This window comes from Phaeobacter sp. CC-HEC084 (assembly GCF_059429255.1).
Genome location: NZ_JCAIJQ010000004.1, coordinates 252,934 through 277,098, shown reverse-complemented (window position 1 = coordinate 277,098; position 24,165 = coordinate 252,934). Strand labels below are relative to the sequence as shown.

Below are 24,165 nucleotides of genomic sequence, written 5' to 3'. Positions count from 1 at the left end.
GATGAAGGAAAAAAATATAAAACCGGGATTTGATGAGCTTCGGTATGTGCGTCGCCGCAACCGTGGGCTTTTCTGGTCTACCGGAGTCTTCAGCTTTTTCGTGAACATGCTGATGCTGACCGGCCCGCTTTATATGATGCAGGTCTATGACCGGGTCCTGGGCAGCCGCTCAGAAGCAACCCTGGTGGCCCTGTCGCTCCTGGTGGTGTTCCTTTACGGCATGATGGGTCTTCTGGATTACGCCCGTGGCCGGATCCTGGCCCGGGCCGGGGCCCGGTTCCAGGCGGCGCTGGACCAGCGGGTGTTCGATGCCATGATCCGCCGCTCGGCGGTGGCGCGCGACCCGGTCGCCCAGACCGGCCTCAGCGATCTGGAATCCATCCAGCGGCTGATTTCCTCGCCGGTTCTGGGCGCTGCTTTCGACCTGCCGTGGACACCGGTGTTCCTGGCGGGGATCGCTCTGTTTCACCCCTGGCTCGGCCTGCTGGCGCTGGGTGGCGGGGCGGTGCTGATCGGAATTGCTCTTCTGAACCAGCTGCTAAGCCGCACACCGCTGCAAAAAGCAAACGTGTCGGGGCACAAGGCCAACCTGATGTCCGAGGAAATCCGCACCGAGGCGGAGATGATCCAGTCGATGGGGATGCGCGGCGCCGCCTTCCAGCGCTGGCAGAAGGCGCGTTCGGCCGCGCTGAAGGACAATATCGCGGCCAATGACACCGGCGGCGGCTTCACCACCCTCACCAAGACGCTGCGATTGTTTCTGCAATCGGCGATGCTGGGGCTGGGCGCCTATCTGGTGCTGCAGGGCGAGATGACCCCCGGGGCGATGATCGCCGGGTCGATCCTGATGGGACGGGCGCTGGCCCCGATCGAGTTGGGTCTCGGTCAGTGGCCCATGGTGCAGCGCGCCATGAAAGGCTGGAGCAACCTCGGCGAACTTCTGGCCAAGGTGCCGCCGGAACAGGAGCGCACCGCGCTGCCGCAGCCCAAGGCGCTGCTCGAGGTGCAGGGGCTGGCGGTGGTGCCGCCCGGTGACAACAAAGCGCAGCTGCGCAACGTGTCGTTCCGGGTGCAACCGGGACAGGCCATCGGCGTGATCGGCCCGTCGGGATCGGGCAAATCCACCCTGGCCAAGGCGCTGACCGGGGCCTGGCGCCCGGCGGCAGGCACGGTGCGGCTGGATGGGGCTTCCATTGATCAATATGCGCCGGACGTTCTGGGCCGCCACATCGGTTACCTGCCGCAGCGGGTACAGCTGTTTGACGGCACCATCGCCCAGAACATTGCCCGGCTGTCTCAGGAGCCTGATGCCGAAAAGGTTGTTGCCGCCGCCAAAAAGGCTGCCGCGCATGATATGATCGTCAAGCTGCCTGACGGCTATGACACCGCGGTTTCTTCCGGTGGAGGGCGTCTGTCCGGCGGTCAGATGCAGCGGGTTGCTTTGGCGCGCGCGCTTTATGATGATCCGGTTTTCGTCATTCTGGACGAGCCCAATTCGAACCTCGACAATGACGGATCGGTGGCGCTCAATCAGGCGATCAAACAGCTCAAGGCCGAAGGAAAATCGGTGATGATTATGGCCCACCGTCCAGCGGCCATTCAGGAATGCGATCTGCTGCTAGTGATCGACCAGGGCGTACAGACCGCCTTTGGTCCCAAGGACAAGGTACTGCAGGAAATGGTCGCAAACCATCAGACGATCCGCAAGGCACGGGCCCCCGGAGGTGTACAATGAGCGTAGAAAAAGACTGGTCCGCCCGGCGTCCGCTGGCCATCGGGCTTCTTGGACTACTGATCCTGGTCGGTGGGTTTGGAACCTGGGCGGTGATGTCCTCGATCGCGGGCGCAGTTGTGGCGACCGGCCGGATTGAGGTGGATCGCAACCGTCAGGTGGTTCAGCATCTGGATGGAGGCATCGTTTCGGAAATCCTGGTTGACGAAGGCGATACCGTTGCCGCCGGTGAAACGCTGCTGCGTCTTGATGCGGCCGAACTGCACTCGCGGCTGGTGATCACCGAAGGCCAGCTGTTCGAGATGATGGCCCGCCGTGGGCGGCTTGAGGCCGAGCGCGACGAGGCGGATGAAATCACGTTTGACGCCGAACTGGTGGCTCTGGCCCCCGAGCGGCCCGAGGTGCGCGACCTTATGGAGGGGCAGCAGCGTCTGTTCCTGGCCCGCCGGGATTCCACTGCCCGCGAGATCGAGCAACTGGAGAAACGTCGCGCCCAGATCAACGATCAGATCGTCGGCATCAAGGCGCAGCAGGATTCCATGCGGGTTCAGCTGGAGCTGATTGGCGAAGAGCTGAAGAACCAGCAGACCCTGCTGGAGCGCGGGCTGGCGCAGGCCGGCACGGTTCTGAACCTGCGCCGCACCGAGGCGAACCTCAGCGGCTCTCTGGGGGAGCTTCTGGCCAATCAGGCCCAAGCCGAAGGCCGTATTACCGAAATCGACATTCAGATCCTGACGCTGGGATCCCGCCAGCGGGAAGAGGCGATCACCCGTCTGCGCGATCTGCGCTATCAGGAGCTGGAGTTGGCCGAAACACGCCGCTCGGTTCTGGAGCGGCTGAACCGGCTGGATATCACCGCGCCGGTCTCGGGCGTTGTCTATGGCATGCAGGTCCACACGCCGCGCTCGGTGATCCGCCCGGCAGAGCCGGTGCTGTATCTGGTGCCGCAAGACCGGCCGTTGGTGATCGCGGTGCAGGTGGTGCCGACGGATATTGATCAGATCTTTGTCGGTCAGTCGGTGACGCTGCGCTTCTCGGCGCTGGATCAGCGCCAGACCCCGGAACTCTTCGGCAAGGTGACGCAGGTCTCTGCTGACGCTTTTGAGGACGAAGGCACGCGGGTCTCTTACTACCGCGCCGAGATCGAGTTGAACGAAGGCGAGCTGGAAAGACTGCCTGCGGATACCGCCCTTATCCCGGGCATGCCGGTGGAAAGCTATATCCGCACCAAGGATCATTCGCCCATGGCCTATCTGCTGAAACCGCTGAGCGATTATTTCGTCAAGGCCTTCCGCGAAACCTGATCACGCGGGCCGCCGACAGAGCGTTTTGCTCTTTTCGGCGGCCTGCTTCGGCGCTAGCGTCGCCTCCAAACAGTGATCTGGAGGACAGCCGTCATGAGCATCGAAGCCAAACTTGCAGAACTGGGCGTTACCCTGCCCGAAGCCCCGGCACCGGCGGCAAACTACGTGCCCTACGTCGTGGCAGGGGACATGGTTTATGTCTCCGGTCAGATTTCGGCGGATGAAGGCGGGCTGATTACCGGCACCCTTGGCGATGACATGGAGGTCGAGGCCGGTCAGGCGGCGGCAAAACGCTGCGCCATCGCGCTTCTGGCACAGTTGAAGGCGGCTTGCGGCGGTGATCTGGAGCGTCTGGTGCGGGTCGTGAAACTGGGCGCCTTTGTCAATTCCACCGCCGATTTCACCCAGCAGCCGCAGGTGGTGAACGGTGCCTCCGATTTCCTGGTGGCGGCGCTTGGCGATGCCGGTCGGCACGCGCGCTCCACCGTCAGCAGCCCCTCTCTGCCGCTCGGCGTTGCTGTTGAAATCGACGCGGTGTTCCAGATCAAATGAGGCCCGCACTACCGGCCCCGTTCCTGAAGCTGCCGGTGGCGCATCGCGCGCTGCACAATCTGGCGGCGGGGCGACCTGAAAACAGCCGCGCGGCGATCCGCGCGGCCATCGCGGCGGGCTATGCGATCGAGATCGATCTGCAACTCTCTGCCGACGGCCAGCCGATGGTGTTTCACGATGACACGCTTGAGCGCCTGACCGAAGAGACCGGCCCGGTCCGGGCCCGCACGGCAGAGGCGCTGCGCCAGATCCCACTCAGCGGCGGCGATGGCGAATGCATACCGGATTTCGCCGAAGTGCTGCAGTTGGTGGCCGGGCAGGCGCCGCTGCTGATCGAGATCAAGGATCAGGACGGTCAGATGGGCGCGAACGTGGGGGCGTTGGAACAGGCCGCCGTGGCGACCTTGCAGGGCTATGAGGGGCCGGTGGCACTGATGTCTTTCAACCCGCATTCCGTGGCCGAACTGGCGCGTCTGGCGCCTCATATCGCGCGCGGCATCGTCACCAGCGCCTATGTGCCCGAAGAATGGCCTGAACTGCCCCGCGCGGTCTGCAACGATCTGCGCAATATCCCGGATTTTGACCGGGCAGAGGCCTGTTTCATCAGCCACGAAGCCAGCGATCTGGCCCGGCCCCGGGTGCAGGCGCTGCGCGATGCCGGGGTTCCGGTGCTGTGCTGGACCATAACCTCGCCTGCCGAAGAGGCGGAGGCGCGCAGCTATGCTGACAATGTGACCTTTGAGAATTATCTTTCCCCGCTGCCGTCTTGATCCGCCCCGGACAGGGGCCAGATACTGATGAGTAAAGGAGGCCGCATGGATCAGGCACGGATCGAAATTCAGGTTCTGGAGGCCCTGTCGCAGATCGCTGCCGGGGACTGGGACGCCTGCGCCTGCCCCGAGGCAGCAGAGGGCGGGCGCCCGCTCGATCCCTTTACCACCCATCGGTTCCTGCTGGCGCTGGAGCAAAGCGGATCAGTTGGGCGCGGCACCGGCTGGCAGCCGCAATATCTGACCGCCTATCAGGACGGGCAGTTGATCGCCTGCGCGCCGCTTTATGCCAAATCGCACAGCCAGGGCGAATATATCTTCGATCACAACTGGGCCCATGCCTATGAACAGGCGGGCGGGCGTTATTATCCCAAGCTGCAGATCGCGGTGCCCTTTACCCCCGCAACCGGTCGCCGCCTGCTGGTGCGCCCGGGGGCCGAGGGCATCGGCCATTCGGCGCTGGTGCAGGGCGCGGTGCAACTGGCGGCGGACAATCACGTCTCTTCGCTGCATGTGACCTTCTGCACCGAGGAGGAATCGCAGATCGGTTCCGAAATCGGATTGATGAGCCGCGCCACCCAGCAATATCACTGGCTGAACGACGATTATGCCGATTTCGACGATTTCCTTGCGGCCCTGTCGTCGCGCAAGCGAAAGACCCTGCGCAAGGAACGGCGGCAGGCGCAGGCGTTTGGCGGTGAGATCGCCTGTTACACTGGCGCTGATCTGCGCCCCGAACACTGGGATGCCTTCTGGGAGTTCTATCAGGACACCGGCAGCCGTAAATGGGGCTCTCCCTACCTCAGCCGCGCCTTCTTCGATATCGCGCATGAGGTCATGGCGGATGATATGCTGCTGGTGCTGGCCGAACGGGACGGGCACCCAGTTGCAGGGGCGCTGAACTTCATCGGTCGTGAGACGCTCTATGGCCGCTACTGGGGCTGCATCGAGCATCACCCGTTCCTGCATTTCGAACTGTGCTATTATCAGGCGATTGAACAGGCCATCGCGATGGGGCTGAAGCGGGTCGAGGCCGGCGCGCAGGGTGAGCACAAGCTGGCGCGCGGTTATTTGCCGACGCAGACGCACAGCCTGCATTGGATTGGTGATCCCGGGTTCGCAGATGCGGTACAACGCTATCTGGAGGCCGAGCGGGCCGCGGTCGAGGAAGAGATCGAGATCCTTACCGATTATGGTCCGTTCCGAAAGGCACAAGTGGAGGAACAGGAATGACCGAGAAACTCTCCGAGGCCACCCGTGGCCCGCTGCTGGATCCGCTGTTCGCTGCGGGCTGGAGCATGGTGGAAGGGCGGGATGCCATCACCAAGGTCTACCTGTTCGCAGGCTTTGACGAGGCCTTTGGTTGGATGACCCGCGCGGCCATCTGGGCGGAAAAGTGGAACCACCATCCGGAGTGGCGCAATATCTACAACCGGGTCTGGGTGGTTCTGACCACCCATGACGTGGGCGGCCTCAGCGCGCAGGATGCCAAACTGGCACGCAAGATGGATGCTCTGTTTGGCCGGGTTGAGTAGGCGCGCGGCCAACCCAGCCTGCAGGTAAAAAGCCAGTAACTGAAAGATATACCCCCGGCTGCTTGGCAGCCGGGGGTACCTCTAGGCCTGGGATCGGGTTGGAACAGGGGCGCGCTTAGTGGGCTTCGGCCCAGTTGTCCCCTGTCCCGGCATCGACGGTCAGTTTCACATCCAGATGCACCGCCGGATCTGCGGCGCTTTCCATGACGCGGCGGGCGGTTTCGGTGGTTTCCTCCACTGCCGACTCGGGCACCTCGAAGATCAGTTCGTCGTGCACCTGCAACAGCATCTTGGCGGGCAGGTGGGCGATGGCATCCGGCATCCGGACCATGGCGCGGCGGATCACGTCGGCGGCGGTGCCCTGGATGGGCGCGTTGATCGCAGCCCGTTTGGCAAAACCGGCGCGCGGTCCCTTGGCGTTGATCTCGGGCGTGTGGATCTTGCGCCCGAACAGGGTCTGCACGTGGCCGTGCTCCTTGGCGAATTCCACGGTGCTGTCCATGTATTTTCGGATACCGGGGAAACGTTCGAAATAGCGGTCGATGAAGCCCTGCGCTTCTGCCCGTGGGATGCGCAGGTTGCGCGCCAGGCCAAATCCCGAGATGCCGTAGATGACGCCAAAGTTGATCGCCTTGGCCTTGCGGCGGATGTCCGGTGTCATCTCGTCCAGCGGCACGTCAAAGACCTCGGAGGCGGTCATGGCGTGAATGTCCAGCCCATCAGCAAAGGCCTGTTTCAGGGTGCCGATATCGGCCACATGGGCGAGGATGCGAAGTTCGATCTGGCTGTAGTCGAGGGATAGGAGCTTGTTGCCGGTCTCCGCCACGAATGCCTCGCGGATGCGGCGGCCTTCCTCGGAGCGGACGGGGATGTTCTGCAGGTTCGGATCGGCCGAGGCGAGGCGTCCGGTGTTGGCGCCGGTCTGCACGTAGGATGTGTGCACCCGCCCGGTTTCCGGGTTGATGTGATCCTGTAGCGCGTCGGTATAGGTCGATTTCAGCTTCGACAATTGCCGCCAGTCCAGCACCCGCGCGGGCAGCTCGTGCTCGGTGGCGAGTTCTTCCAGGATATCGGCGCCGGTGGCATAGGCGCCGGTCTTGCCTTTCTTGCCGCCTTCGATGCCCATCTTGTCGAACAGGATCTCGCCCAGCTGTTTCGGGCTGCCGACGTTGAAGCTTTCACCGGCGAGGGTGTGGATCTCATCCTCCAGCGCCGCCATCTTCTGGGCAAAGGCGTTGGACATGCGGCTCAGCGTGTCGCGATCCACCTTGATGCCGTGGCGCTCCATCCGGGCCAGCACCGGCGACAGGGGCCGTTCCAGCGTTTCATAGACGGTGGTGACCTTTTCGCGGTGCAGCTGCGGCTTGAACGTCTTCCACAGGCGCAGGGTGATATCGGCGTCCTCGGCTGCGTAAGGCACGGCATCGGCAATCGGCACCCGGTCGAATGTGATCGCGGATTTGCCTGTGCCCAAGAGAGGCTTGATCGGGATCGGCGTGTGATCGAGGTACCGTTCGGCCAGCGTGTCCATACCGTGCCCGTGCTCCCCCCCGTGCAGGGAGTATGACAGCAGCATGGTGTCGTCATAGGGTGCCACGGTGATGCCATCCGCAAAGCCCGCTCCGCGTTGGCGGGCCATGATCTTGGCATCGTATTTCATATTCTGGCCGATCTTGAGAATCGCGGGATCCTCAAGCACCGGTTTCAGCATCGAAAGTGCCGTGTCGAAATCCATCTGGCCCTCGGCCAAGGCATCCGATCCAAAAAGATCGTCGCTGCCTGCCTCGGCCTTGTGGGTGAGGGGGATATAGCAGGCTTCGCCCGGCTCAACGCAAAGGGATACACCTACCAGATCGGCGGTCATTTCATTGAGGCCGGTGGTCTCGGTGTCAAAGGCAACCCAGCCGCGGCCCCGGATCCGGTCGATCCAGACCTGCAGCGCCTCGGCATCGCGCACGCATTCGTATTTTTCGGCGTCGAAAGGCACGGCCTCTGCCGGATCGTCCTCTGCTGCCGCAGCGGGGGTAGCGGTGGGATCGGGGATCACCGGCGCTTCGCGGCCCATCTGCTTGGCCATCCGGGCGCTGAGGGTGCGAAATTCCATCTCGGTCAGGAAATTCAGTACCGTATCCGGATCGGGTTCGCGCAGTTCCAGATCATCAAGCGAAAAGTCGAGCGTCATGTCGCAGTCCAGCTGCACCAGCTTTTTCGACAGTTCGATCTGGTCGCGTTTCTCGATCAAGGTCTGGCGGCGCTTGGGCTGTTTGATTTCTTCGGCGCGGTCCAGCAGCTCATCAAGGCTGCCGAACTCATTGATCAGCAGCGCGGCGGTCTTGATCCCGATGCCTGGCGCGCCGGGGACGTTATCGACGCTGTCACCTGCTAGTGCCTGCACATCGACCACCCGGTCGGGGCCGACGCCGAATTTTTCCATCACGCCGTCGCTGTCGATGCGTTTGTTCTTCATCGCGTCCAGCATTTCGACGCCGCCGCCGACCAGCTGCATCAGGTCCTTGTCCGAGGAAATGATGGTGCAGCGCCCGCCCGCATCGCGTGCCTGATGGGCCAGGGTGGCGATGATGTCGTCGGCTTCGAAACCTTCGATCTCCTTGCAAGCGATGTTGAAGGCACGGGTGGCGTCGCGGGTCAGCGGGAACTGCGGACGCAGGTCTTCGGGCGCAGGCGGGCGGTTGGCCTTGTAAAGATCATAAAGATCGTTGCGGAAGGTCTTGCCCGAGTGATCGAAGATGACTGCCACATGGGTGGGCGCATCGGGGCCGGTATTGGTCTCGATGTATTTCACCAGCATGTTGCAAAAGCCAGCAACTGCGCCGATTGGCAGCCCGTCCGATTTTCGCGTCAGTGGCGGCAGCGCGTGGTAGGCCCGGAAAATGAAGGCCGAGCCGTCGATCAGGTGAAGATGGCAGCCTTTGCCGAATTGCGTACCGCTCATGACTGTCGCGCTCCTTCCCGGGAAACTGTTCGTGTTCTGTTTTCGGGTTATCGGTGATCCGATGGCCAAGGGCAATTGGAGTTTCCGCAAAGCCGGGCAATCAGCAGGATTGCGGCGCATGGATAAGGACGGCCCGCTTCCCTTTTGCCGGGGAGGGGCGGGGGCTGTCCGGCCTATCGGCCTGACGAGGTGCCAAGATTGGCGGCACGAAAACCGGGCATCAGGCTAGTGGTAAACAGTCTGTTTCCACCCCGTGTCGGCGGTTTTTCTCCGGCATTTTAAGTTTCTGGTGTATCAAGCGTCAATCGCGCGTGCCCGAGGCGGGAGCCTGGGGGGATGCTGAATTTGGAAAAATCTGTTCCACCAACCTTGCGTTTGAGTGAAGGAGAACCGGATGCCGGATTATGCAAAGGTCTTCAATTATGAAGCAGAAGGGCTGTCCTACACGGTCTCCCTTTATGAGGAAAATGGCGAATTCTTTGCCGATATTTCGGTCGTCGAAGGGGCGATGGATGTGAATGCCGTCTATTTTGGCGACGACGACTTTTCGGGTGACAGCGCCTCGCTGGATGGTCCGCTCAACATGAACGGGACCCGGCTTGAAGGCGATAAGATCCAGTGGGACGATGCTGCAGAGCTGAGCGATCCAGGTCTTGGTCCGGAGGGGGAAGACAAGGAAACCTATCTGTCGGATGGCGATACGCTGACGGTCTCTCTGGATGTCGATAGCCTTGAGGATATTGATATTTTCGGTATTCGGGCCACCTCGACAACCACTGACGCGGGATCGATCAAGGGCGTTTCCACGGACCCCGAAGAGCCGGAAGTGCCCGAGGAGCCGGAAGACCCCACCTACAGCAAGATCTTCTTTGGTGAGGAGTTCTCTGACACGGGCGCGCCCCTGGGCGGTACCTATATTCTGGACGAAGAACCCGATCCGAACCCCTATAACAACATCGCACTGCCCGAGGGCACCGAGCCGACCTTTGAAAACTACCTGTCCTACTTCGATACGGACGAGGTCTATGGCGAAGTAACCTCAATCGAATCCATCATCTTCTATGGCGATGGCGCGGATGGGGAACCTGAGGAACTGTTCCGAATCGATGCACCCGAAGGCGGCTTTCAGGATGCTGATGAGGTGCTGATGGCCTATGATGACGCGCTTGAGGGCCTTTCGGCCTCTGGCGATGAGTCCGGTCAGGAGCTCATGGCGGCGCTGAGCCTTGAGCCGGATGCAGAGAGTGACGCGGGTGCGGGCGAAGAGGCGGCTATGGACGAGGACGAACTCGACATGGTCTGAGCCCACGGGCCAGATAGCGGATAATTCCGAGCTGACTGGCCCAAATGACGATAGAATATAGAAAAGGCGCCTCCGGTCTCCCGTGGGCGCCTTTCGTCGTCTCAGGCATGCTGATCTGCCGGAAAAGGCGGGATCAGTTGGCTTTACCTTCGAAATCCTTGTGGATGTACTTGCAGTCGCAATAGGGGCATTCGACCCAGCCGGTATCCTCGGGGATCTGCAGGTAGACCCGCGGATGTCCCAGCGCGCCTTCGCCGCCGTCGCAGGCGACACGGTAGCTGTCAACGATCTTGGTTTCAGGCGCTTCGATGGTCATCGGCTGGCGATCCTCTTGCTGATGGGGTAGGGGCTTTATGTGACAGGACAGCCGAGGGAGCAAGAGCCGCGATGACTGATGATGCAATCCGGATCGAATGCTTGCGCAAAACCTACAAGGGCGGCAAGGGCCAGCCCGAGAAACACGCGCTGAAGGGCATCGATCTAACGGTGCCGCGCGGATCGGTCTTTGGCTTGCTCGGGCCGAACGGGGCCGGCAAGTCCACCCTGATCAACATCCTTGCGGGGCTGGTGGTAAAAACCAGCGGCAAGGTAACGATCTGGGGTTTTGATCAGGACGAAAATCCGCGCCAGAGCCGCGCTTCGATCGGGGTGATGCCGCAGGAGCTGAATCTGGACCCCTTCTTCACCCCGCGCGGCGCGCTGGAGGTGCAGGCGGGTCTTTATGGCGTGCCGAAATCCGAACGCTACAGCGATGAGATCCTGCGCATGATCGGGCTGGAGGACAAGGCCGAAGCCTATGCCCGGACCCTGTCGGGCGGCATGCGGCGGCGGCTTTTGCTGGGCAAGGCGCTGGTGCACCGCCCCAATATCCTGGTGCTCGATGAACCCACCGCCGGGGTGGATATCGAGCTGCGTCAGATGCTGTGGGAGAATGTGCGCAAGCTGAACCAGCAGGGCATGACCATCATCCTCACCACCCATTATCTGGAAGAGGCCGAGGAGATGTGCGACGAGATCGCCATCATCAACCAGGGCGAGGTGGTGGCGCGCGACAGCACCGCGAATCTGCTGGGCCGTCTCGATGCCCGCGCCATGGTGGTGCATCCGGCCGCCCCGGTGAGCGATCTGCCAAAAGGCGAAGGTATCGAGTCCGAGCTGCGCGGCGATGGCGCCGTGGTGTTGCGCTATCACAGCCAGAAAACCAGCGCCGAGGATGTGCTGGCCGCCGTGCGCGCCGCCGGGATCTCGATTCGCGATGTGAAGACCGAAGAGGCGGATCTGGAGGATGTCTTCCTCGCGCTTACGAAATCTGCCTGAGGGGCACCCCGATGCGCATTCGTCCATTCGAGGAGCGTGATGCGGCGGATTGGGGCCGCATCTTTCATGCCGCCGTGCACGGGATCGGCGCGCGGGACTACACCCCGGCGCAATGCGCGGCCTGGAGCCCGGAGGAAGCGCCCGCCGATGTGATCCGGCTGCGCGCGAAGGATGGGCGACAGATCTGGGTCGCAGCGGATCAGGATGACGTGGCGCAGGGGTTCATCGAGCTGGAGCCGGATGGCCATATCGACTGTTTCTACATCGCCCCGGATCATGCGGGCACAGGCCTAGGCGCGTTGCTCTATGCTCGGCTTGAGGAAGAGGCCTTCGCACAGGGCCTGTCCGGACTTTACGTCGAGGCCAGCGAGGCCGCCCGCCGGTTCTTCCTGCGGCAAGGCTTCACCGATGAGGGGCGCCGCGATTTCCTGCGCCGGGGCGTGGCCATGCATAACTATGCCATGGGGAAAGCGCTGTAGACGCAAACCTGTTCGTCCGGCCGTCAGGCCGGGCAGCGCCCAACCCTCCCCCAGGGAGGGCGCGTTGCACCCACCCTGGGTCGGGCGCTGGCCTACTTGCATTCACTCTCGATCAATTCGCGCCTGATAGCAGTTGTTGCGGGCCGATCGGATGTGGATATAGGCGATGCGGGGATTGGCGAAGATCTCCTCGGCCTGTCCCATCATGCGCTCCGCCTCCACCACCGCGCCGGTGCCATAGACGATACGGTCATCCTGTCCGTAACCCTTGATCAGATAATCGGGAGAGCCTTGCAGCACCTCGGGCATCGCGTCCCCTTCGTGGCGGGAGCATTCCTCTGCACAAAGAAAAATCGGCCCGACCTCGGCATAGGGCTGCGGGTCTGGAAAGGGGCGGTGGGCGAGGATCAGCATATCGGCGCCTTCGGGGATGTAACGCAGGCAGTGGCGGCAGGGATTTCCGGCTCCATCTGATGTGCTGCGTTCCGGTGTTTGGCCGTTGGCATCAAGGCCTCCGGCCTGCAGGGCGCGGGCGGTGTCGGTGGAAAGGGCGGTGATTGTCAGCATCTCTGTCTCCTGTTCTGGCGCGACATTGCCCGCAGTGTCAGGGCGGTGGCGACCCGGATCCTGCGCATCCGGCTGATGGTGAAAGCAGGCAGAGGCTCCCGCCCGTTTCAAAACCGGCAGGGCCGGATTTTCCCCGGTTGGGCGTGGCGCGGATCCCCCTTCGGGCGGGATCCGCGGGGCGGCACCCTGTGGCGGAATGGGTGACTCGAAATAGGAACAAAACGTGAATATATACTGGGGGCATGTCTGTTGAATTCGCGATTCTGTCCAACTTCACCTTTCTCACCGGGGCGTCGCACCCGGAGGAGTATGTGGAGCGTGCGGTGGCGCTGGGGATTGAGGCGCTGGCGATCGCAGACGAGAATTCGGTGGCGGGGATCGTGCGCGCGCACAGCCATTGCCGCGATATTGCCCGGCGTGTGGCAGAGCGACAGGCCTGGGACCGGGACAATACGCCCATCGGGCCGCCCCGGCCTGCGGATGTGTCACCCGCGCCGTCCTTTCCGATTTATGCGGTGCCACGGCTGATCCCGGCAGCGCGGCTGGTGTTCGCCGATGCGCCGCCGCTGATCGCCTTGCCAGAGGATCGCATGGGCTGGGGGAGCCTGTGCCGACTGATCTCGGCTGGGCGGTTGCGGGCCGAAAAAGGCGCCTGTCATCTGGAACTGGCTGATCTTCTGGAGCAGGGCGAGCGGCTGCACCTGCTGCTCCTGCCACCGGCGGAACACCTGCCGGGCGGCGCGGGCGGATGGGCGCCGCATATAAAGGCGCTGACGCGCCGCTTTGCCGGGCGGATGCACCTGATGATGGCACCTGCTTATGATGGGCGGGATGGGCGTCGCTTTGCCCGGCTGGAAGAACAGGCAAACATGCTGAACCTGCCCACGATTGCCAGCGCCGCCCCGCGCATGCACCACGGGTCGCGCCGCCGCCTTGCGGATGTGCTCAGCGCCATTCGCCTGCGCTGCCGGGTCGAGGATCTGGGCCGCGCCGCCCTTGCCAATGGCGAACAGCGCCTGCGTGCACCGCATGAGATGCAGCGGATCTTTCGCGGGCATGAGGGGGCGCTGACCCGGGCGCAGGATCTCGCAGCGCGGCTCACGTTCTCGCTGGATGAGTTGCGCTATGACTATCCGGATGAGGGGCTGGAGGGTGAAACCCCGTCCGCGCGTCTGCGCCGTCTGGCAGAAGAGGGGCTGATCTGGCGCTATCCCGCAGGCGCGCCGCCAAAGGTGCGCGACATGCTGGAGCATGAGCTGACCCTGATCGCCCGTTTGAAATACGAGCCTTATTTCCTGACCGTGCGCGACATCGTCGATTTCGCGCGTTCGCGCGGGATCCTGTGTCAGGGGCGCGGCTCGGCTGCGAATTCGGTGGTGTGTTATTGCCTGGGCGTCACCTCGGTCAGCCCGGAAACCGGCACCATGGTGTTTGAGCGCTTTGTCTCCGAGGCCCGCGATGAGCCGCCCGACATCGATGTGGATTTTGAGCATGAGCGCCGCGAGGAGGTGATCCAGTGGATCTATGACCGCTATGGTCGCCACCGGGCGGGGCTCTGCGCGACGGTGATCCATTACCGGGGCAAGCGCGCCATCCGCGAGGTGGGCCGCGCCATGGGGCTGAGCGAGGATACCATTGCGGCCATGTCCTCGCAGCTGTGGGGCAGTTTTGACCGCAGCGGCGGCGGCGATGCCCGCCTGCGCGAGATCGGACTGGATCCCGACGCGCCCCGCCTGCGCCAGACGCTGGATCTGGTGGGGCAGATCATCGGCTTTCCGCGGCACCTTAGCCAACACGTCGGTGGTTTCATCATCACCGCGGGTCGGCTGGACGAGTTGGTGCCGATCGAGAACGCCACCATGGAGGGGCGCACGGTTATCTGCTGGGACAAGGACGATATCGATGCGCTGGGCATTCTCAAGGTCGATGTCTTAAGCCTTGGCATGCTGACCTGCATCCGCAAGGCCTTTGACCTGATGCGGCAGCATCACCGGTTGGATTACGCGCTGGCGACGCTGCCGCCCGAGGATCCGGCGGTCTACGACATGCTGTGCCGGGCTGACAGTATCGGCGTTTTTCAGGTCGAAAGCCGGGCGCAGATGAATTTCCTGCCCCGCATGCGGCCGCGCAATTTCTACGATCTGGTGATCGAGGTGGCGATCATCCGCCCCGGCCCCATTCAGGGCGATATGGTGCATCCCTATATCCGCCGCCGCAATGGCGAGGAGCCGGTGGAGTTCCCTTCCGATGCGTTGGGTGAGGTGCTGGGCAAGACCATGGGCGTGCCGTTGTTTCAGGAGCAGGCGATGCAGATCGCCATGGTGGGGGCGGGCTTTACCCCCGAACAGGCCGACCGGTTGCGCCGTTCGCTGGCGACCTTCAACAAGCACGGAAATGTGTCGGAATTCCGCAGCCTGTTCCTGCGCGGCATGGCGCGCAATGGCTATGATGCGGAGTTTTCCGAGCGCTGCTTTTCCCAGATCGAAGGCTTTGGCGCCTATGGCTTTCCCGAAAGTCACGCTGCCAGTTTCGCGCTCTTGGTCTATGCCTCGGCCTGGATCAAATGCCACCATCCGGGGATCTTTGCCTGCGCGCTTTTGAATTCGCAGCCGATGGGGTTCTACGCGCCCGCGCAGATCGTGCGGGACGCCCGCGCTCATGGGGTGGAGGTGCGCCCCATCTGCATCAACGCCAGCTACTGGGACAACGTGATGGAGCCGGACGGGCAGGGCGGGCTGGCGCTGCGCCTTGGCTTCCGACAGATCAAAGGGCTCAGCGACGAGGATGTCAGCTGGCTCACGGCGGCGCGCGGCAATGGCTATACTGAGGTGCAAGACGTCTGGCGCAAGGCGGGCCTGCCGCCGCCGGTGATCGAACGACTGGCCGAGGCCGATGCCTTTGCCGTGCTGGGGTTGTCGCGTCGTGAGGCGTTGTGGCAGGCCAAGGCGATCACCGCCAAGAAACCCCTGCCGCTGTTCGAGCGCGAGTTGGAAGGTGAGGCCATTGATGAACCTACTGCCCATCTGCCGCAGATGACTCTGGGCGAAGAGGTGGTAGAGGATTACGTCGCCATGCGCCTGTCTTTGCGTGCCCATCCCGTTGCGCTGCTGCGGCATATCCTGACGCCAGAGGGGTAAGCGGCACCGAGCCAGGGATCGCGCCCGACCTTGGGTGGGTGCAAAGCGCCCTCCCATGGGGGGAGGGTCGGGCGCGGCCCTCACGCTTACCTGCGCCCTTTGCCACATCTGGCGCTAACGGCGGTTTCCCATTTCGCGGCAAGCCTGTAGAAGGCCTCTCAACGCTGACACAGCCCGACCATGGCGGAGATGAACCGATGAGCAGACCCAAACCCGTTGTCCCCAAACCTGTCGTACTCTGTATTCTTGATGGCTGGGGCGCCGGGGAGCCGGGGGTGGCGAATGCGCCCTATCTGGCCAAGACGCCGACCTTTGATGCGATCATGGAAAAAGGCCCCACCGCGCGGCTGATCACCCATGGGCCGGATGTGGGTCTGCCTTCGGGGCAGATGGGCAACTCCGAGGTCGGCCACACCAATATCGGCGCCGGCCGGGTGGTGGCGATGGATCTGGGCCAGATCGACCTTGCGATCGAGGACGGCTCTTTCTTTGACAATGCTGCTTTGCAGGAGTTCATCGCCAAGCTGAAGAAAACCGGCGGTGCCGCGCATTTGATGGGGCTGGTCTCGGACGGGGGGGTGCATGGGCATATCACCCATATCCTGGCGGCGATCAAAGCGATCCGCGACGCAGGCGTGCCGGTCTGGCTGCACGCCGTCACGGATGGCCGTGACGTGGCCCCGAAATCGGCCTTTGGTTATTTCGAGGAACTGAAGGAAAAGATGCCCGAAGGTGCCCGCGTGGCCACGGTCACGGGGCGCTATTATGCCATGGACCGAGACAACCGCTGGGAGCGGGTCAAGGAAGCCTATGACGCGATGATCAAGGGCGAGGGGCGCAGCGTGCGCGATGCCCACGACGCGGTGGATCACGGCTATAACCAGTCGGAAACTGATGAATTCATTAGCGCCAGCGTGGTGTCGGGCTACACGGGCGCACAGGATGGGGATGGCTTCTTCTGCCTCAATTTCCGCGCCGACCGCGCGCGCGAGATCCTGCGCGCTATCGGAGAGCCGGGCTTTGCCGACTTCGACACCGGGCCGCGCCCCGATCTGGCAGGGCTGCTGGGGATGGTGGAATATTCCGATGGGCACAATGCCTATATGACCACCTGCTATCCCAAGGCGCCCATCGTCAACACGCTGGGGGAATGGGTTGCGAAACAGGGGCTCACCCAGTTCCGCCTGGCCGAGACCGAGAAATACCCACATGTGACCTTCTTCCTCAACGGTGGCAAGGAAGAGCCGGAGGTGGGCGAGGACCGTTACATGCCGAAATCGCCCAAGGTCGCGACCTATGACCTGCAGCCTGAAATGTCGGCGCCCGAGGTGACCGAGAAATTCGTCGAGGCGATCGAGAAGGGCTATGATCTGATCGTCACCAATTACGCCAACCCCGATATGGTCGGCCACACCGGCGATATTCCGGCGGCGATCAAGGCCTGCGAGGCGGTGGATCAGGGGCTGGCCAAGGTCGTCGCGGCGCTGGAAAAGGCGGGCGGCGCCATGCTGGTGACCGCGGACCACGGCAATTGCGAAGTGATGATTGACCCAGAAACCGGCGGCGCCCACACTGCCCATACCACCAATCTGGTGCCGCTGGCGCTGGTCGGCGGCCCCGAAGGCGCAACGCTGCGCAACGGGCGGCTGGCGGATCTGGCGCCGACGCTGCTGGAGTTGATGGGCCTGCCGAAACCGGATGAGATGACCGGAGAGAGCCTGCTTGCATGATTGACCGTGCCTTTCGCCTGATCCCGGGGCTGGCCCTGTGCCTGCTGATGGCCGCACCGCTGCGCGCCGAGACGGCAGCTGCCCGCGCCGCGCGGGAGGCCGCCGCCCAGCTGGAGGCAGCAACGCTGCGGATGGAACAGGCCGATGGCGCCCGCGACCGGGTCAAGGCGCTGAGCGAGGCGATCCATGCCTATGAAGCCGGTCTGGCTGCCATGCGGGACGGGCTGCGCGGCGTGGCACGGCGGGAAACCCAGCTCACCGCGCAATTGCAGTCGCGCGAAGGCGAAATTGCCGAGCTGCTGGGGGTCATCCAGACAATTGAAACCTCCTCACCGCCGGTACTGATGCTGCATCCGTCGGGGCCTTTGGGCGCGGCGCGCTCGGCGATGATGCTGGCCGAGGTTGCACCGGGGCTCAACGCGCGGGCCAAGGCGCTGCGCGCGGATCTGGAAGAGGTGCAGACCCTGCGCCTGTTGCAGCAGGCGGCGGCGGGCAAGCTGGAAGAGGGGCTGAGCGGCATCCAGCAGGCGCGCACCGCGCTTTCCACCGCGATTGCCGACCGCACCGATCTACCACGGCGGTTTACCGAGGATCCGATGCGCACGGCGGTGCTGATCTCCTCGACCGAGACACTGTCCGGCTTTGCCAGCGGGCTGTCGGAAATTGCCGACGGTGCGGTGATCGAAAGCCGCGCCGACATCAGCGATCTGCGCGGCGATCTGCCGCTGCCGGTCGAAGGGCTGGTGCTGCGCGGCTATGGCGACCGCGATGCCGCCGGGATTGCCCGTCCGGGCCTGCTGGTTGCGGCCCGTCCGCGGGCGCTGGTGACCAGCCCCACGGCGGCGACGATCCGCTATCGCGGGCCGCTGCTGGATCTGGGCAACGTGGTGATTCTGGAACCGCAGCCGGACACGCTGTTTATCCTGTCAGGGCTGGCAGAGGTTTATGGCACTGCCGGTCAGGTCATTCCCGAAGGCACCCCGGTGGGTTTGATGGGCGGTCAGACCCCGCAGGCTGGTGCGATTTTGTCACTAAGCGGTGAAGGGGGTGGAACTGACCGCACAGAAACGCTCTATATAGAAGTCAGAATGGACAACAGTCCGGTGGACCCGGAAACGTGGTTCCGCACCGGAAAAGGTGGATGAAGGTTTCATGAAAAAATTTGCGATGGCCGCATTTGGCGGCACGCTGGCAGGGATCGTTGCAACAACCTATGTCGCTGGCCCGCTGCTGGCGCAGGAAAGCGCCCGCGAGACGACGGTCTATGAACAGCTGGACCTGTTCGGTGACATCTTTGAACGGATCCGCTCCCAATATGTCGAAGAGGTCGACGAGAAAGAGCTGATCGAAGCTGCCATTGGCGGCATGCTCTCCTCGCTGGATCCGCACTCCAGCTACCTGTCGCCCGACGACGCCGCCAATATGCAGGTGCAGACGCGCGGTGAATTCGGCGGTCTCGGCATCGAGGTCACCCAGGAAGAGGGCTTCGTCAAGGTTGTCTCGCCCATCGATGGCACCCCCGCCGATGAGGCTGGGATCGAAGCGGGCGATTTCATCACCCATGTGGATGGCGAAAGCGTCCTCGGCCTGTCGCTGGACGAAGCGGTGGAAATGATGCGCGGCCCGGTCGGCTCCGAGATCATCATCACAGTGGTGCGCGAAGGCGAGGCGGAACCCTTTGACGTGTCGATCATCCGCGACACCATCAAACTGACCGCCGTGCGTGCCCGCACCGAAGGCGACACTGTCGTGATGCGGATCACCACCTTCAACCGTCAGACCACGCCGAACCTGGAATCCGGTCTGAAAGAGCAGATCGAAGCCGCCGGTGGCATCGACAATGTGAACGGCATCGTTCTGGATCTGCGCAACAACCCGGGCGGCCTGCTGACCGAGGCGATCCAGGTGGCCGACAGCTTCCTTGAAACCGGAGAGATCGTATCGACCCGTGGCCGCAACCCGGAAGATGGCGAACGCTTCAACGCGACGCCGGGCGATCTGTCCGGCGGCAAGCCGATCGTGGTTCTGATCAACGGCGGCTCTGCCTCTGCGTCAGAAATCGTCGCGGGCGCGCTGCAGGATCACCGCCGCGCCATCGTGGTGGGTACCAAATCCTTCGGCAAAGGCTCGGTTCAGACCGTGATGCCGCTGCGGGGCGATGGCGCCATGCGCTTGACCACTGCGCGCTATTACACGCCGTCGGGCCGGTCGATCCAGGCGTTGGGCGTCAGCCCCGACATCGTGGTCGAGCAGCCTCGCCGTCGTGTTGGCGAGGAAGAAGAGGAAAGCTCGGTTGCAAACCGCTCCCGCTCCGAAGCGGACCTGCGCGGGCGTCTCAACAACGACAGCCTGACCGAGGATGAAATCCGCCAGATCGAAGAAGACCGCGCCAAGGCCGAAAAGGCCGCCGAGCTGCGCGAACAGGATTATCAGCTGGCCTATGCCATCGACATCCTGAAAGGTCTGTCGGCGCTGGGTCCGAACGACTGATCCTTAATCCACCTGATTGTCCAAAGGCCGCTCCATCCGGGGCGGCCTTTTTCAATGGTTTTGTTGTGCAGGCGTAAGCCCCTGAGACCGGATGTCTGGTTTCGGGGGCTGAACCCGTCCGCTGTCAGGGCGTCACTTCAAATCGGTGAAGATCTGCGAAGCAACACCAGCCTCAAGCAGGGCTGCCCTGATCTCATCGATTGCATTGATGTCGGCTGAACTGACGATGACCACGTCATTGACCACCAGCGAATAGAGCGGCGCGTCGGGCGCAAGGTTTGCCAGATATTTCTCTGCCGCCAGCTGAGACTTCGGCCCCCATTTGCCGTCGTAGGCCACGCCAATCGTGTATTGCGCGTCCATGGTCATTTCCTTGCTCACGGGTTTGCCGTCGTTCAGATCCAGCAAGACCTTCTGAAGCTGCGCGTCATCGGTGATGCGGTCCGGAATGAAGACATTGGTGCAGGTCTCGACTTCTCTGTATTTGGTGACGGTGTTCTTGCTGGTTTCATTGGCGATGGCGCCGCCAACAATTGCGCCGACGGCAGCGCCGGCATTCTTGTCGGTCACCACCTTGCCGATCACGCCGCCAACAATCGCCCCGCCAATGACCTTTTCGGGACTGCCGCCTTTGACGGTCTCCTGATACGGCACCATCTGGGTTTCGCATCTTGTTTCGTATGAACCGGCAAATGCCTGGGATGCCATCAGAACAGCTGTCGCTGCTGTCGCCAAAAGTTTCATGTCACTTTCCTCCTTATGCAGGCAGCATGGTCTTGCCTCTGCATCATATGACCATCAGCCGTTCACCGTCTGGCCAGGCACAGGCTTTGCCGGGGATCCAGTCGGTATTCCCGAACTCCCTATAAAATAAGTGTGCGCTCAACTGTTATTCAATATCATGGGCAGATTCTCCGTGTGCCTAGGCCCGAGGTGCGCGATTCAGGAGAGAGGCTGGTATCCTCCGTTTCCTTGCACTTGATGAGAAGAGATGCCCGGAAACCGGCGGCAACTGGCACCGGTCTGCGTTAGGGTAGGGCATGATGTTCGACCTGCCTGATTCCGAAACGCTTTATGCGGCGCTGCTGGCGCGTGATGAAACCTATGAGGGGCGTGCCTATGTGGGCGTGACCTCGACCGGGATCTTCTGCCGCCTCAGCTGCCCGGCGCGTAAACCAAAGCGTGAGAACTGCCAGTTCCACGCAACACCCGGCGCCTGTATCGAGGCCGGGTTCCGTCCCTGCAAACGCTGCACGCCGCTGGCGGCGGCAGCCGGGGAGGATCCGATGGTTCAGAAGCTTCTGGCGGCGCTGGAGGAGCGCCCCGCCTATCGTTGGCGCGAAGCGGATGTGGCGCGCATGGGGTTTGATCCCTCCACTGTTCGGCGCAGTTTCCGGCGCCATTTCGGGATGACCTTCCTGGAAATGGCCCGCCAGCGACGCTTGCGCGAAGGGTTTACCACGCTCAAGGCCGGAGAGCCGGTGATTGCCGCCCAGATCGAAGCGGGATTTGAGTCCCCTTCAGCCTTTCGCGCGGCCTTTGCCCGGCTGACAGGGCTGGCGCCGGGCAGCTTCCGGCAGGATGCGCTGCTGCTGGCGGATTGGATCGACACGCCGCTGGGCGCGATGATCGCGGTCAGCTGCCCGCACCGGCTGCATCTGCTGGAATTTGCTGACCGCAAAGCGCTGCCGCGGGAAATGGCCCGTCTGCAAGCTTCGCAGCCCGGCGGTATCGGCTTTGGACGGCCTGCGCCCACCCAGCAGGTCGCTGAAGAACTGCAGCGCTATTTCAGCGGTGACAGCGCCTGGTTTGAAACGCCGATTGCGTTGCATGGAAGCGCCTTTCAGCGCGAGGTCTGGGATTACCTACGGGCCATTCAGGCAGGAGAGACCCGCAGCTATTCCCAGATTGCGCAGGAGCTTGGCCGCCCTTCGTCCAGCCGTGCGGTAGCGCGGGCCAATGGCAGCAACCAGCTGGCGCTGGTGGTGCCCTGTCACCGGGTGCTTTCGGCGGATGGCAACTTGACTGGCTATGGCGGCGGATTGTGGCGCAAACAGCGGCTCATTGAAATCGAAGCCGACCTTGCAAAGCGTGCACGGCCTCAAGCGGTTTCCACGCAGTGACGCCGAAAGGCGCGTTTCAGCATATCAAGCTCGGCCCGGAGCAGCTCCACTTCGCAGCGCATATCCTCGGCTGCCACATCACCGCCGATCAGGGTGAAATGCGCCAGCGTCTGGTCCGCCGCCGCGTCGGTGATGACAAAACTGTGCACCCCATCGGCGATGGCTTCGGTGGGTACGGTGATGACCAGCTCCCATTCGCCGTCGCGGCTGCCTTCGCTGAGCGCGACCTGTTCAACCGGCTGATCCAGATACAGAACCCGGATGTCCGGCGGCGTCCCCGTGACGGGGGCGTTGCTGATCCGGCCTTCCCATTTGCCATTGCGAAAGCGGATCTTGGTGACGGTCAGGTCGCTCATGTCACGGGTCCTCAGAGGTTGGCGCGGCGGTGGCGCGCAAAAGTCAGGTCGCGCAAGACCACCTGGTTCATGTCCGGTGCTTCGAAAATCAGGTCCAGCCAGATATTCTCGATGCGCTTTTCGTTGAGGTTGGAATAGGCAAGATCGTATTCCACAGTCACCTTGCGGTCGCCCAGCGGCAGCTCGCGCACGATCTGTTCGGTGTTGGGGCCATGGCTGATGTTGAGCCGGGCAAAGATTTCCAGCGGCTTCTCGGTTTCGATGATGCTGTCGACCCGGATCAGATGTTGCCGGGTCAGCCCGCTGCCCGCGTTCTTGGGCAGGGCGATCACCAGTGACAGGAAGGAACCATCGAAACTGAACACATCCATACGCAGGCCAAAGGGTGCGAGGTCTTCTTCACGGGTGTTACGCAGCTGGCGCAGGGTCAGCTCGGAATAGCTGCAATCGTGGAACATCTGCACATCCTCGCCCAGCTTGGCCTTGGACGGGACCGAGGACAGACCAGCGACCGGCAGCGGCCCGCGCCAGGGTTCGGGGCGCCAGGACCAATCGGTGCCATGCGGGCGCGCAAAGGAGGAGGAGCCGATCTGCGGCAGGGCGAGACGTCCGTCCGCAACATGGATCAGCTGGTCCAGCTCGGTCTTGAGTTGTCGCGCCTCGGTGCGTTGGCGGCGCAATTCGGTCAGGGGAATGCTGCCAGCTCCTGCAACGATCCGGCGCCAACGGCGCAAGGCGCGGCGGTGCAGCAGTTTGTCCAGGATCCTGCTCATGACTTCGGTTGCCCTGCCTTTATCGTTGCCGTGGTGGTGTTGCGGTTGGTGCCTGCGCCAATCTAGCCCTGCAACATCAGTCAAATAAACCGGCAATCCGCTTTCTTAGGGAGAGTTTTCCGCCACTGTCACCTTCGGGCGCGCCTGCATGACTGGCCCGGGCATCAGGGCGGGCGACGGGACGCAATGCGCCTGAGGCGGTGCGGCGGGGGCTGCGATCTGCCGGGGCGCGTTGTGCGACTTCCTCGGGGGCGGGTTCTGGTCGCGATGCTTCCCGTGTCAGCTCCGCCATCTGCTCCAGCAGTGCAGCGCCGCGCTCGGTCAGCAGGGGGCTTTTTGCCGGGGCATAAAGCGCCAGCACGATCACGTGACCCTCCAGCACCATGGCGCCGCGCCAATGTTCGGGGCTGGCTCCGGCGGCGCTGTGTCCCGGCATATCCAATTTAACCAGGGGCAACGGGCCATTTTCGCGGCGGGCGACGATATGGGCGCCGGGCGTGCTGGCTGCCAGATCGGAGACCGATGGCACTCTGCCTTTGGCCGGAAGTTCGCCTAAGGTTGCGGTGATAACGCCCGCGTTGCGATTGCCAAAGAAACCTGGCCCGCCCAGCAGGTCACAGCGCGGCAGCAGGGCGAACCCGTCTGCCGCATCGCGCCGCAGCATCTTGGGGTCAAAGCAATAACCTCGTGGCGCCGCAAGCACCACCTCGGCGCCCTGCATGCGGACCTCTGTCAGCCTGGAAGGCGTACCTGTGCCACCGGGCGCCGCAAAGGAAAATCCGCCGCCGGGCACCTGGCCGCAGGCGCTGAGCAGGGCGCTGAGACCGAGCGCAGCAATGCCCAGACGGGGTTGCGGGCGCTGCTGCGCGCAGGGCATGCTGTCCCGCCGCGCAGAGCACATTGTCCTGATCGTGCCTGTGACAGCCGTCATGATTGCTTTGTCGCGCAGATCCCCTGCTCCCCCCGGCATCAGATTATCGTTATCCTGCGTTTACAAAAGGGATAAAGACCTGAAACACTTACGACAAGAGTGAACACCCGCCC

The 24,165-nt window shown here is 63.0% G+C and carries 21 protein-coding genes; 14 read left to right on the top strand and 7 right to left on the bottom strand.

Translation table 11 applies throughout. From position 1 onward, the window contains the following. The first annotated feature begins 1 nt into the window (after position 1). The 6 genes from AC5SSZ_RS15290 to AC5SSZ_RS15265 all read left to right on the top strand — a co-directional run bounded on the left by AC5SSZ_RS15290 (position 2) and on the right by AC5SSZ_RS15265 (position 5,893). Complete coding sequence (locus AC5SSZ_RS15290) at positions 2-1,735, top strand: type I secretion system permease/ATPase (RefSeq protein WP_495438634.1); 1,734 nt, start codon at positions 2-4, stop codon at positions 1,733-1,735. Further along, positions 1,732-3,036 (top strand): HlyD family type I secretion periplasmic adaptor subunit, encoded by a 1,305-nt coding sequence (locus tag AC5SSZ_RS15285; RefSeq protein ID WP_274835591.1) that lies wholly within the window; start codon positions 1,732-1,734, stop codon positions 3,034-3,036. The genes AC5SSZ_RS15290 and AC5SSZ_RS15285 overlap by 4 nt, the downstream gene beginning before the upstream one ends. 93 nt (positions 3,037-3,129) lie before the next feature. Next, on the top strand, positions 3,130-3,588 hold the full coding sequence (locus tag AC5SSZ_RS15280; RefSeq protein WP_495438633.1) for a RidA family protein: 459 nt from the start codon (positions 3,130-3,132) through the stop codon (positions 3,586-3,588). Next, positions 3,585-4,358: a glycerophosphodiester phosphodiesterase family protein gene (locus tag AC5SSZ_RS15275; RefSeq protein ID WP_495438631.1), complete on the top strand. Its 774-nt coding sequence runs from the start codon at positions 3,585-3,587 to the stop codon at positions 4,356-4,358. The genes AC5SSZ_RS15280 and AC5SSZ_RS15275 overlap by 4 nt, the downstream gene beginning before the upstream one ends. Before the next feature lie 45 nt (positions 4,359-4,403). Beyond that, positions 4,404-5,591 carry a GNAT family N-acetyltransferase gene (locus AC5SSZ_RS15270; protein WP_495438629.1) on the top strand — a complete coding sequence of 396 codons (1,188 nt, stop codon included), beginning with the start codon at positions 4,404-4,406 and terminating at the stop codon, positions 5,589-5,591. Next, complete coding sequence (locus tag AC5SSZ_RS15265) at positions 5,588-5,893, top strand: 4a-hydroxytetrahydrobiopterin dehydratase (RefSeq protein WP_274830390.1); 306 nt, start codon at positions 5,588-5,590, stop codon at positions 5,891-5,893. Before AC5SSZ_RS15270 ends, AC5SSZ_RS15265 begins: the two co-directional genes overlap by 4 nt. 115 nt (positions 5,894-6,008) lie before the next feature. On the opposite strand, the gene polA is transcribed toward AC5SSZ_RS15265, so the two are convergent. Next, the gene (polA, locus tag AC5SSZ_RS15260) at positions 6,009-8,846 is read right to left on the bottom strand and encodes a DNA polymerase I (RefSeq protein WP_495438628.1); all 2,838 of its coding nucleotides are present in this window, start codon (positions 8,844-8,846) and stop codon (positions 6,009-6,011) included. Between the two features lie 394 nt (positions 8,847-9,240). Between polA and AC5SSZ_RS15255 the strand changes: the two genes are divergently transcribed. Next, complete coding sequence (locus tag AC5SSZ_RS15255) at positions 9,241-10,149, top strand: hypothetical protein (protein ID WP_495438626.1); 909 nt, start codon at positions 9,241-9,243, stop codon at positions 10,147-10,149. A 133-nt stretch (positions 10,150-10,282) separates the two neighbouring features. Here AC5SSZ_RS15255 and AC5SSZ_RS15250 read toward each other — a convergent pair whose 3' ends face one another. After that, positions 10,283-10,465 carry a zinc-finger domain-containing protein gene (locus tag AC5SSZ_RS15250; RefSeq protein WP_065271657.1) on the bottom strand — a complete coding sequence of 61 codons (183 nt, stop codon included), beginning with the start codon at positions 10,463-10,465 and terminating at the stop codon, positions 10,283-10,285. Positions 10,466-10,536: 71 nt separating this feature from the next. Here AC5SSZ_RS15250 and AC5SSZ_RS15245 point away from each other — a divergent pair, with 71 nt between their 5' ends. Together AC5SSZ_RS15245 and AC5SSZ_RS15240 are read left to right on the top strand one after the other, a co-directional pair. Further along, the gene (locus AC5SSZ_RS15245) at positions 10,537-11,466 is read left to right on the top strand and encodes an ABC transporter ATP-binding protein (RefSeq protein WP_495438624.1); all 930 of its coding nucleotides are present in this window, start codon (positions 10,537-10,539) and stop codon (positions 11,464-11,466) included. 11 nt (positions 11,467-11,477) lie between these two features. Then, the gene (locus AC5SSZ_RS15240; protein WP_495438622.1) at positions 11,478-11,945 is read left to right on the top strand and encodes a GNAT family N-acetyltransferase; all 468 of its coding nucleotides are present in this window, start codon (positions 11,478-11,480) and stop codon (positions 11,943-11,945) included. Positions 11,946-12,047: 102 nt separating this feature from the next. On the opposite strand, the gene AC5SSZ_RS15235 is transcribed toward AC5SSZ_RS15240, so the two are convergent. Continuing rightward, on the bottom strand, positions 12,048-12,512 hold the full coding sequence (locus AC5SSZ_RS15235) for a DUF1203 domain-containing protein (protein WP_495438620.1): 465 nt from the start codon (positions 12,510-12,512) through the stop codon (positions 12,048-12,050). 242 nt (positions 12,513-12,754) lie between these two features. On the opposite strand from AC5SSZ_RS15235, the gene AC5SSZ_RS15230 reads away from it, so the two are divergent. The 4 genes from AC5SSZ_RS15230 (at position 12,755) to AC5SSZ_RS15215 (ending at position 19,869) form a co-directional block, all read left to right on the top strand. After that, the gene (locus AC5SSZ_RS15230) at positions 12,755-15,649 is read left to right on the top strand and encodes an error-prone DNA polymerase (RefSeq protein WP_495438619.1); all 2,895 of its coding nucleotides are present in this window, start codon (positions 12,755-12,757) and stop codon (positions 15,647-15,649) included. Positions 15,650-15,846: 197 nt separating this feature from the next. Beyond that, the gene (gene gpmI / locus AC5SSZ_RS15225; RefSeq protein ID WP_495438617.1) at positions 15,847-17,379 is read left to right on the top strand and encodes a 2,3-bisphosphoglycerate-independent phosphoglycerate mutase; all 1,533 of its coding nucleotides are present in this window, start codon (positions 15,847-15,849) and stop codon (positions 17,377-17,379) included. Then, entirely contained in the window at positions 17,376-18,524 is a 1,149-nt protein-coding gene (locus AC5SSZ_RS15220) for a murein hydrolase activator EnvC family protein (RefSeq protein ID WP_495438616.1), read from the top strand. Before gpmI ends, AC5SSZ_RS15220 begins: the two co-directional genes overlap by 4 nt. Positions 18,525-18,531: 7 nt before the next feature. Continuing rightward, positions 18,532-19,869 (top strand): S41 family peptidase, encoded by a 1,338-nt coding sequence (locus AC5SSZ_RS15215; RefSeq protein WP_065273605.1) that lies wholly within the window; start codon positions 18,532-18,534, stop codon positions 19,867-19,869. Positions 19,870-20,001: 132 nt separating this feature from the next. Here the strand turns inward: AC5SSZ_RS15215 and AC5SSZ_RS15210 are convergent, their stop codons facing one another. Then, complete coding sequence (locus AC5SSZ_RS15210; protein ID WP_347508917.1) at positions 20,002-20,613, bottom strand: glycine zipper 2TM domain-containing protein; 612 nt, start codon at positions 20,611-20,613, stop codon at positions 20,002-20,004. Positions 20,614-20,909: 296 nt separating this feature from the next. Between AC5SSZ_RS15210 and AC5SSZ_RS15205 the strand changes: the two genes are divergently transcribed. Beyond that, positions 20,910-21,992, top strand: coding sequence for a bifunctional transcriptional activator/DNA repair enzyme AdaA (locus tag AC5SSZ_RS15205; protein WP_495438615.1), 1,083 nt, complete (start codon positions 20,910-20,912; stop codon positions 21,990-21,992). Here the strand turns inward: AC5SSZ_RS15205 and AC5SSZ_RS15200 are convergent. The 3 genes from AC5SSZ_RS15200 to AC5SSZ_RS15190 form a co-directional block, all read right to left on the bottom strand. Next, positions 21,971-22,348, bottom strand: coding sequence for a hypothetical protein (locus AC5SSZ_RS15200; RefSeq protein WP_274830379.1), 378 nt, complete (start codon positions 22,346-22,348; stop codon positions 21,971-21,973). The genes AC5SSZ_RS15205 and AC5SSZ_RS15200 overlap by 22 nt on opposite strands. A gap of 11 nt (positions 22,349-22,359) precedes the next feature. Further along, the gene (locus tag AC5SSZ_RS15195) at positions 22,360-23,121 is read right to left on the bottom strand and encodes a DUF6478 family protein (protein ID WP_495438614.1); all 762 of its coding nucleotides are present in this window, start codon (positions 23,119-23,121) and stop codon (positions 22,360-22,362) included. A 76-nt stretch (positions 23,122-23,197) separates the two neighbouring features. After that, positions 23,198-23,998, bottom strand: a complete 801-nt coding sequence (locus AC5SSZ_RS15190; RefSeq protein ID WP_495438613.1) for a hypothetical protein — start codon at positions 23,996-23,998, stop codon at positions 23,198-23,200. Between the last annotated feature and the right edge of the window lie 167 nt (positions 23,999-24,165).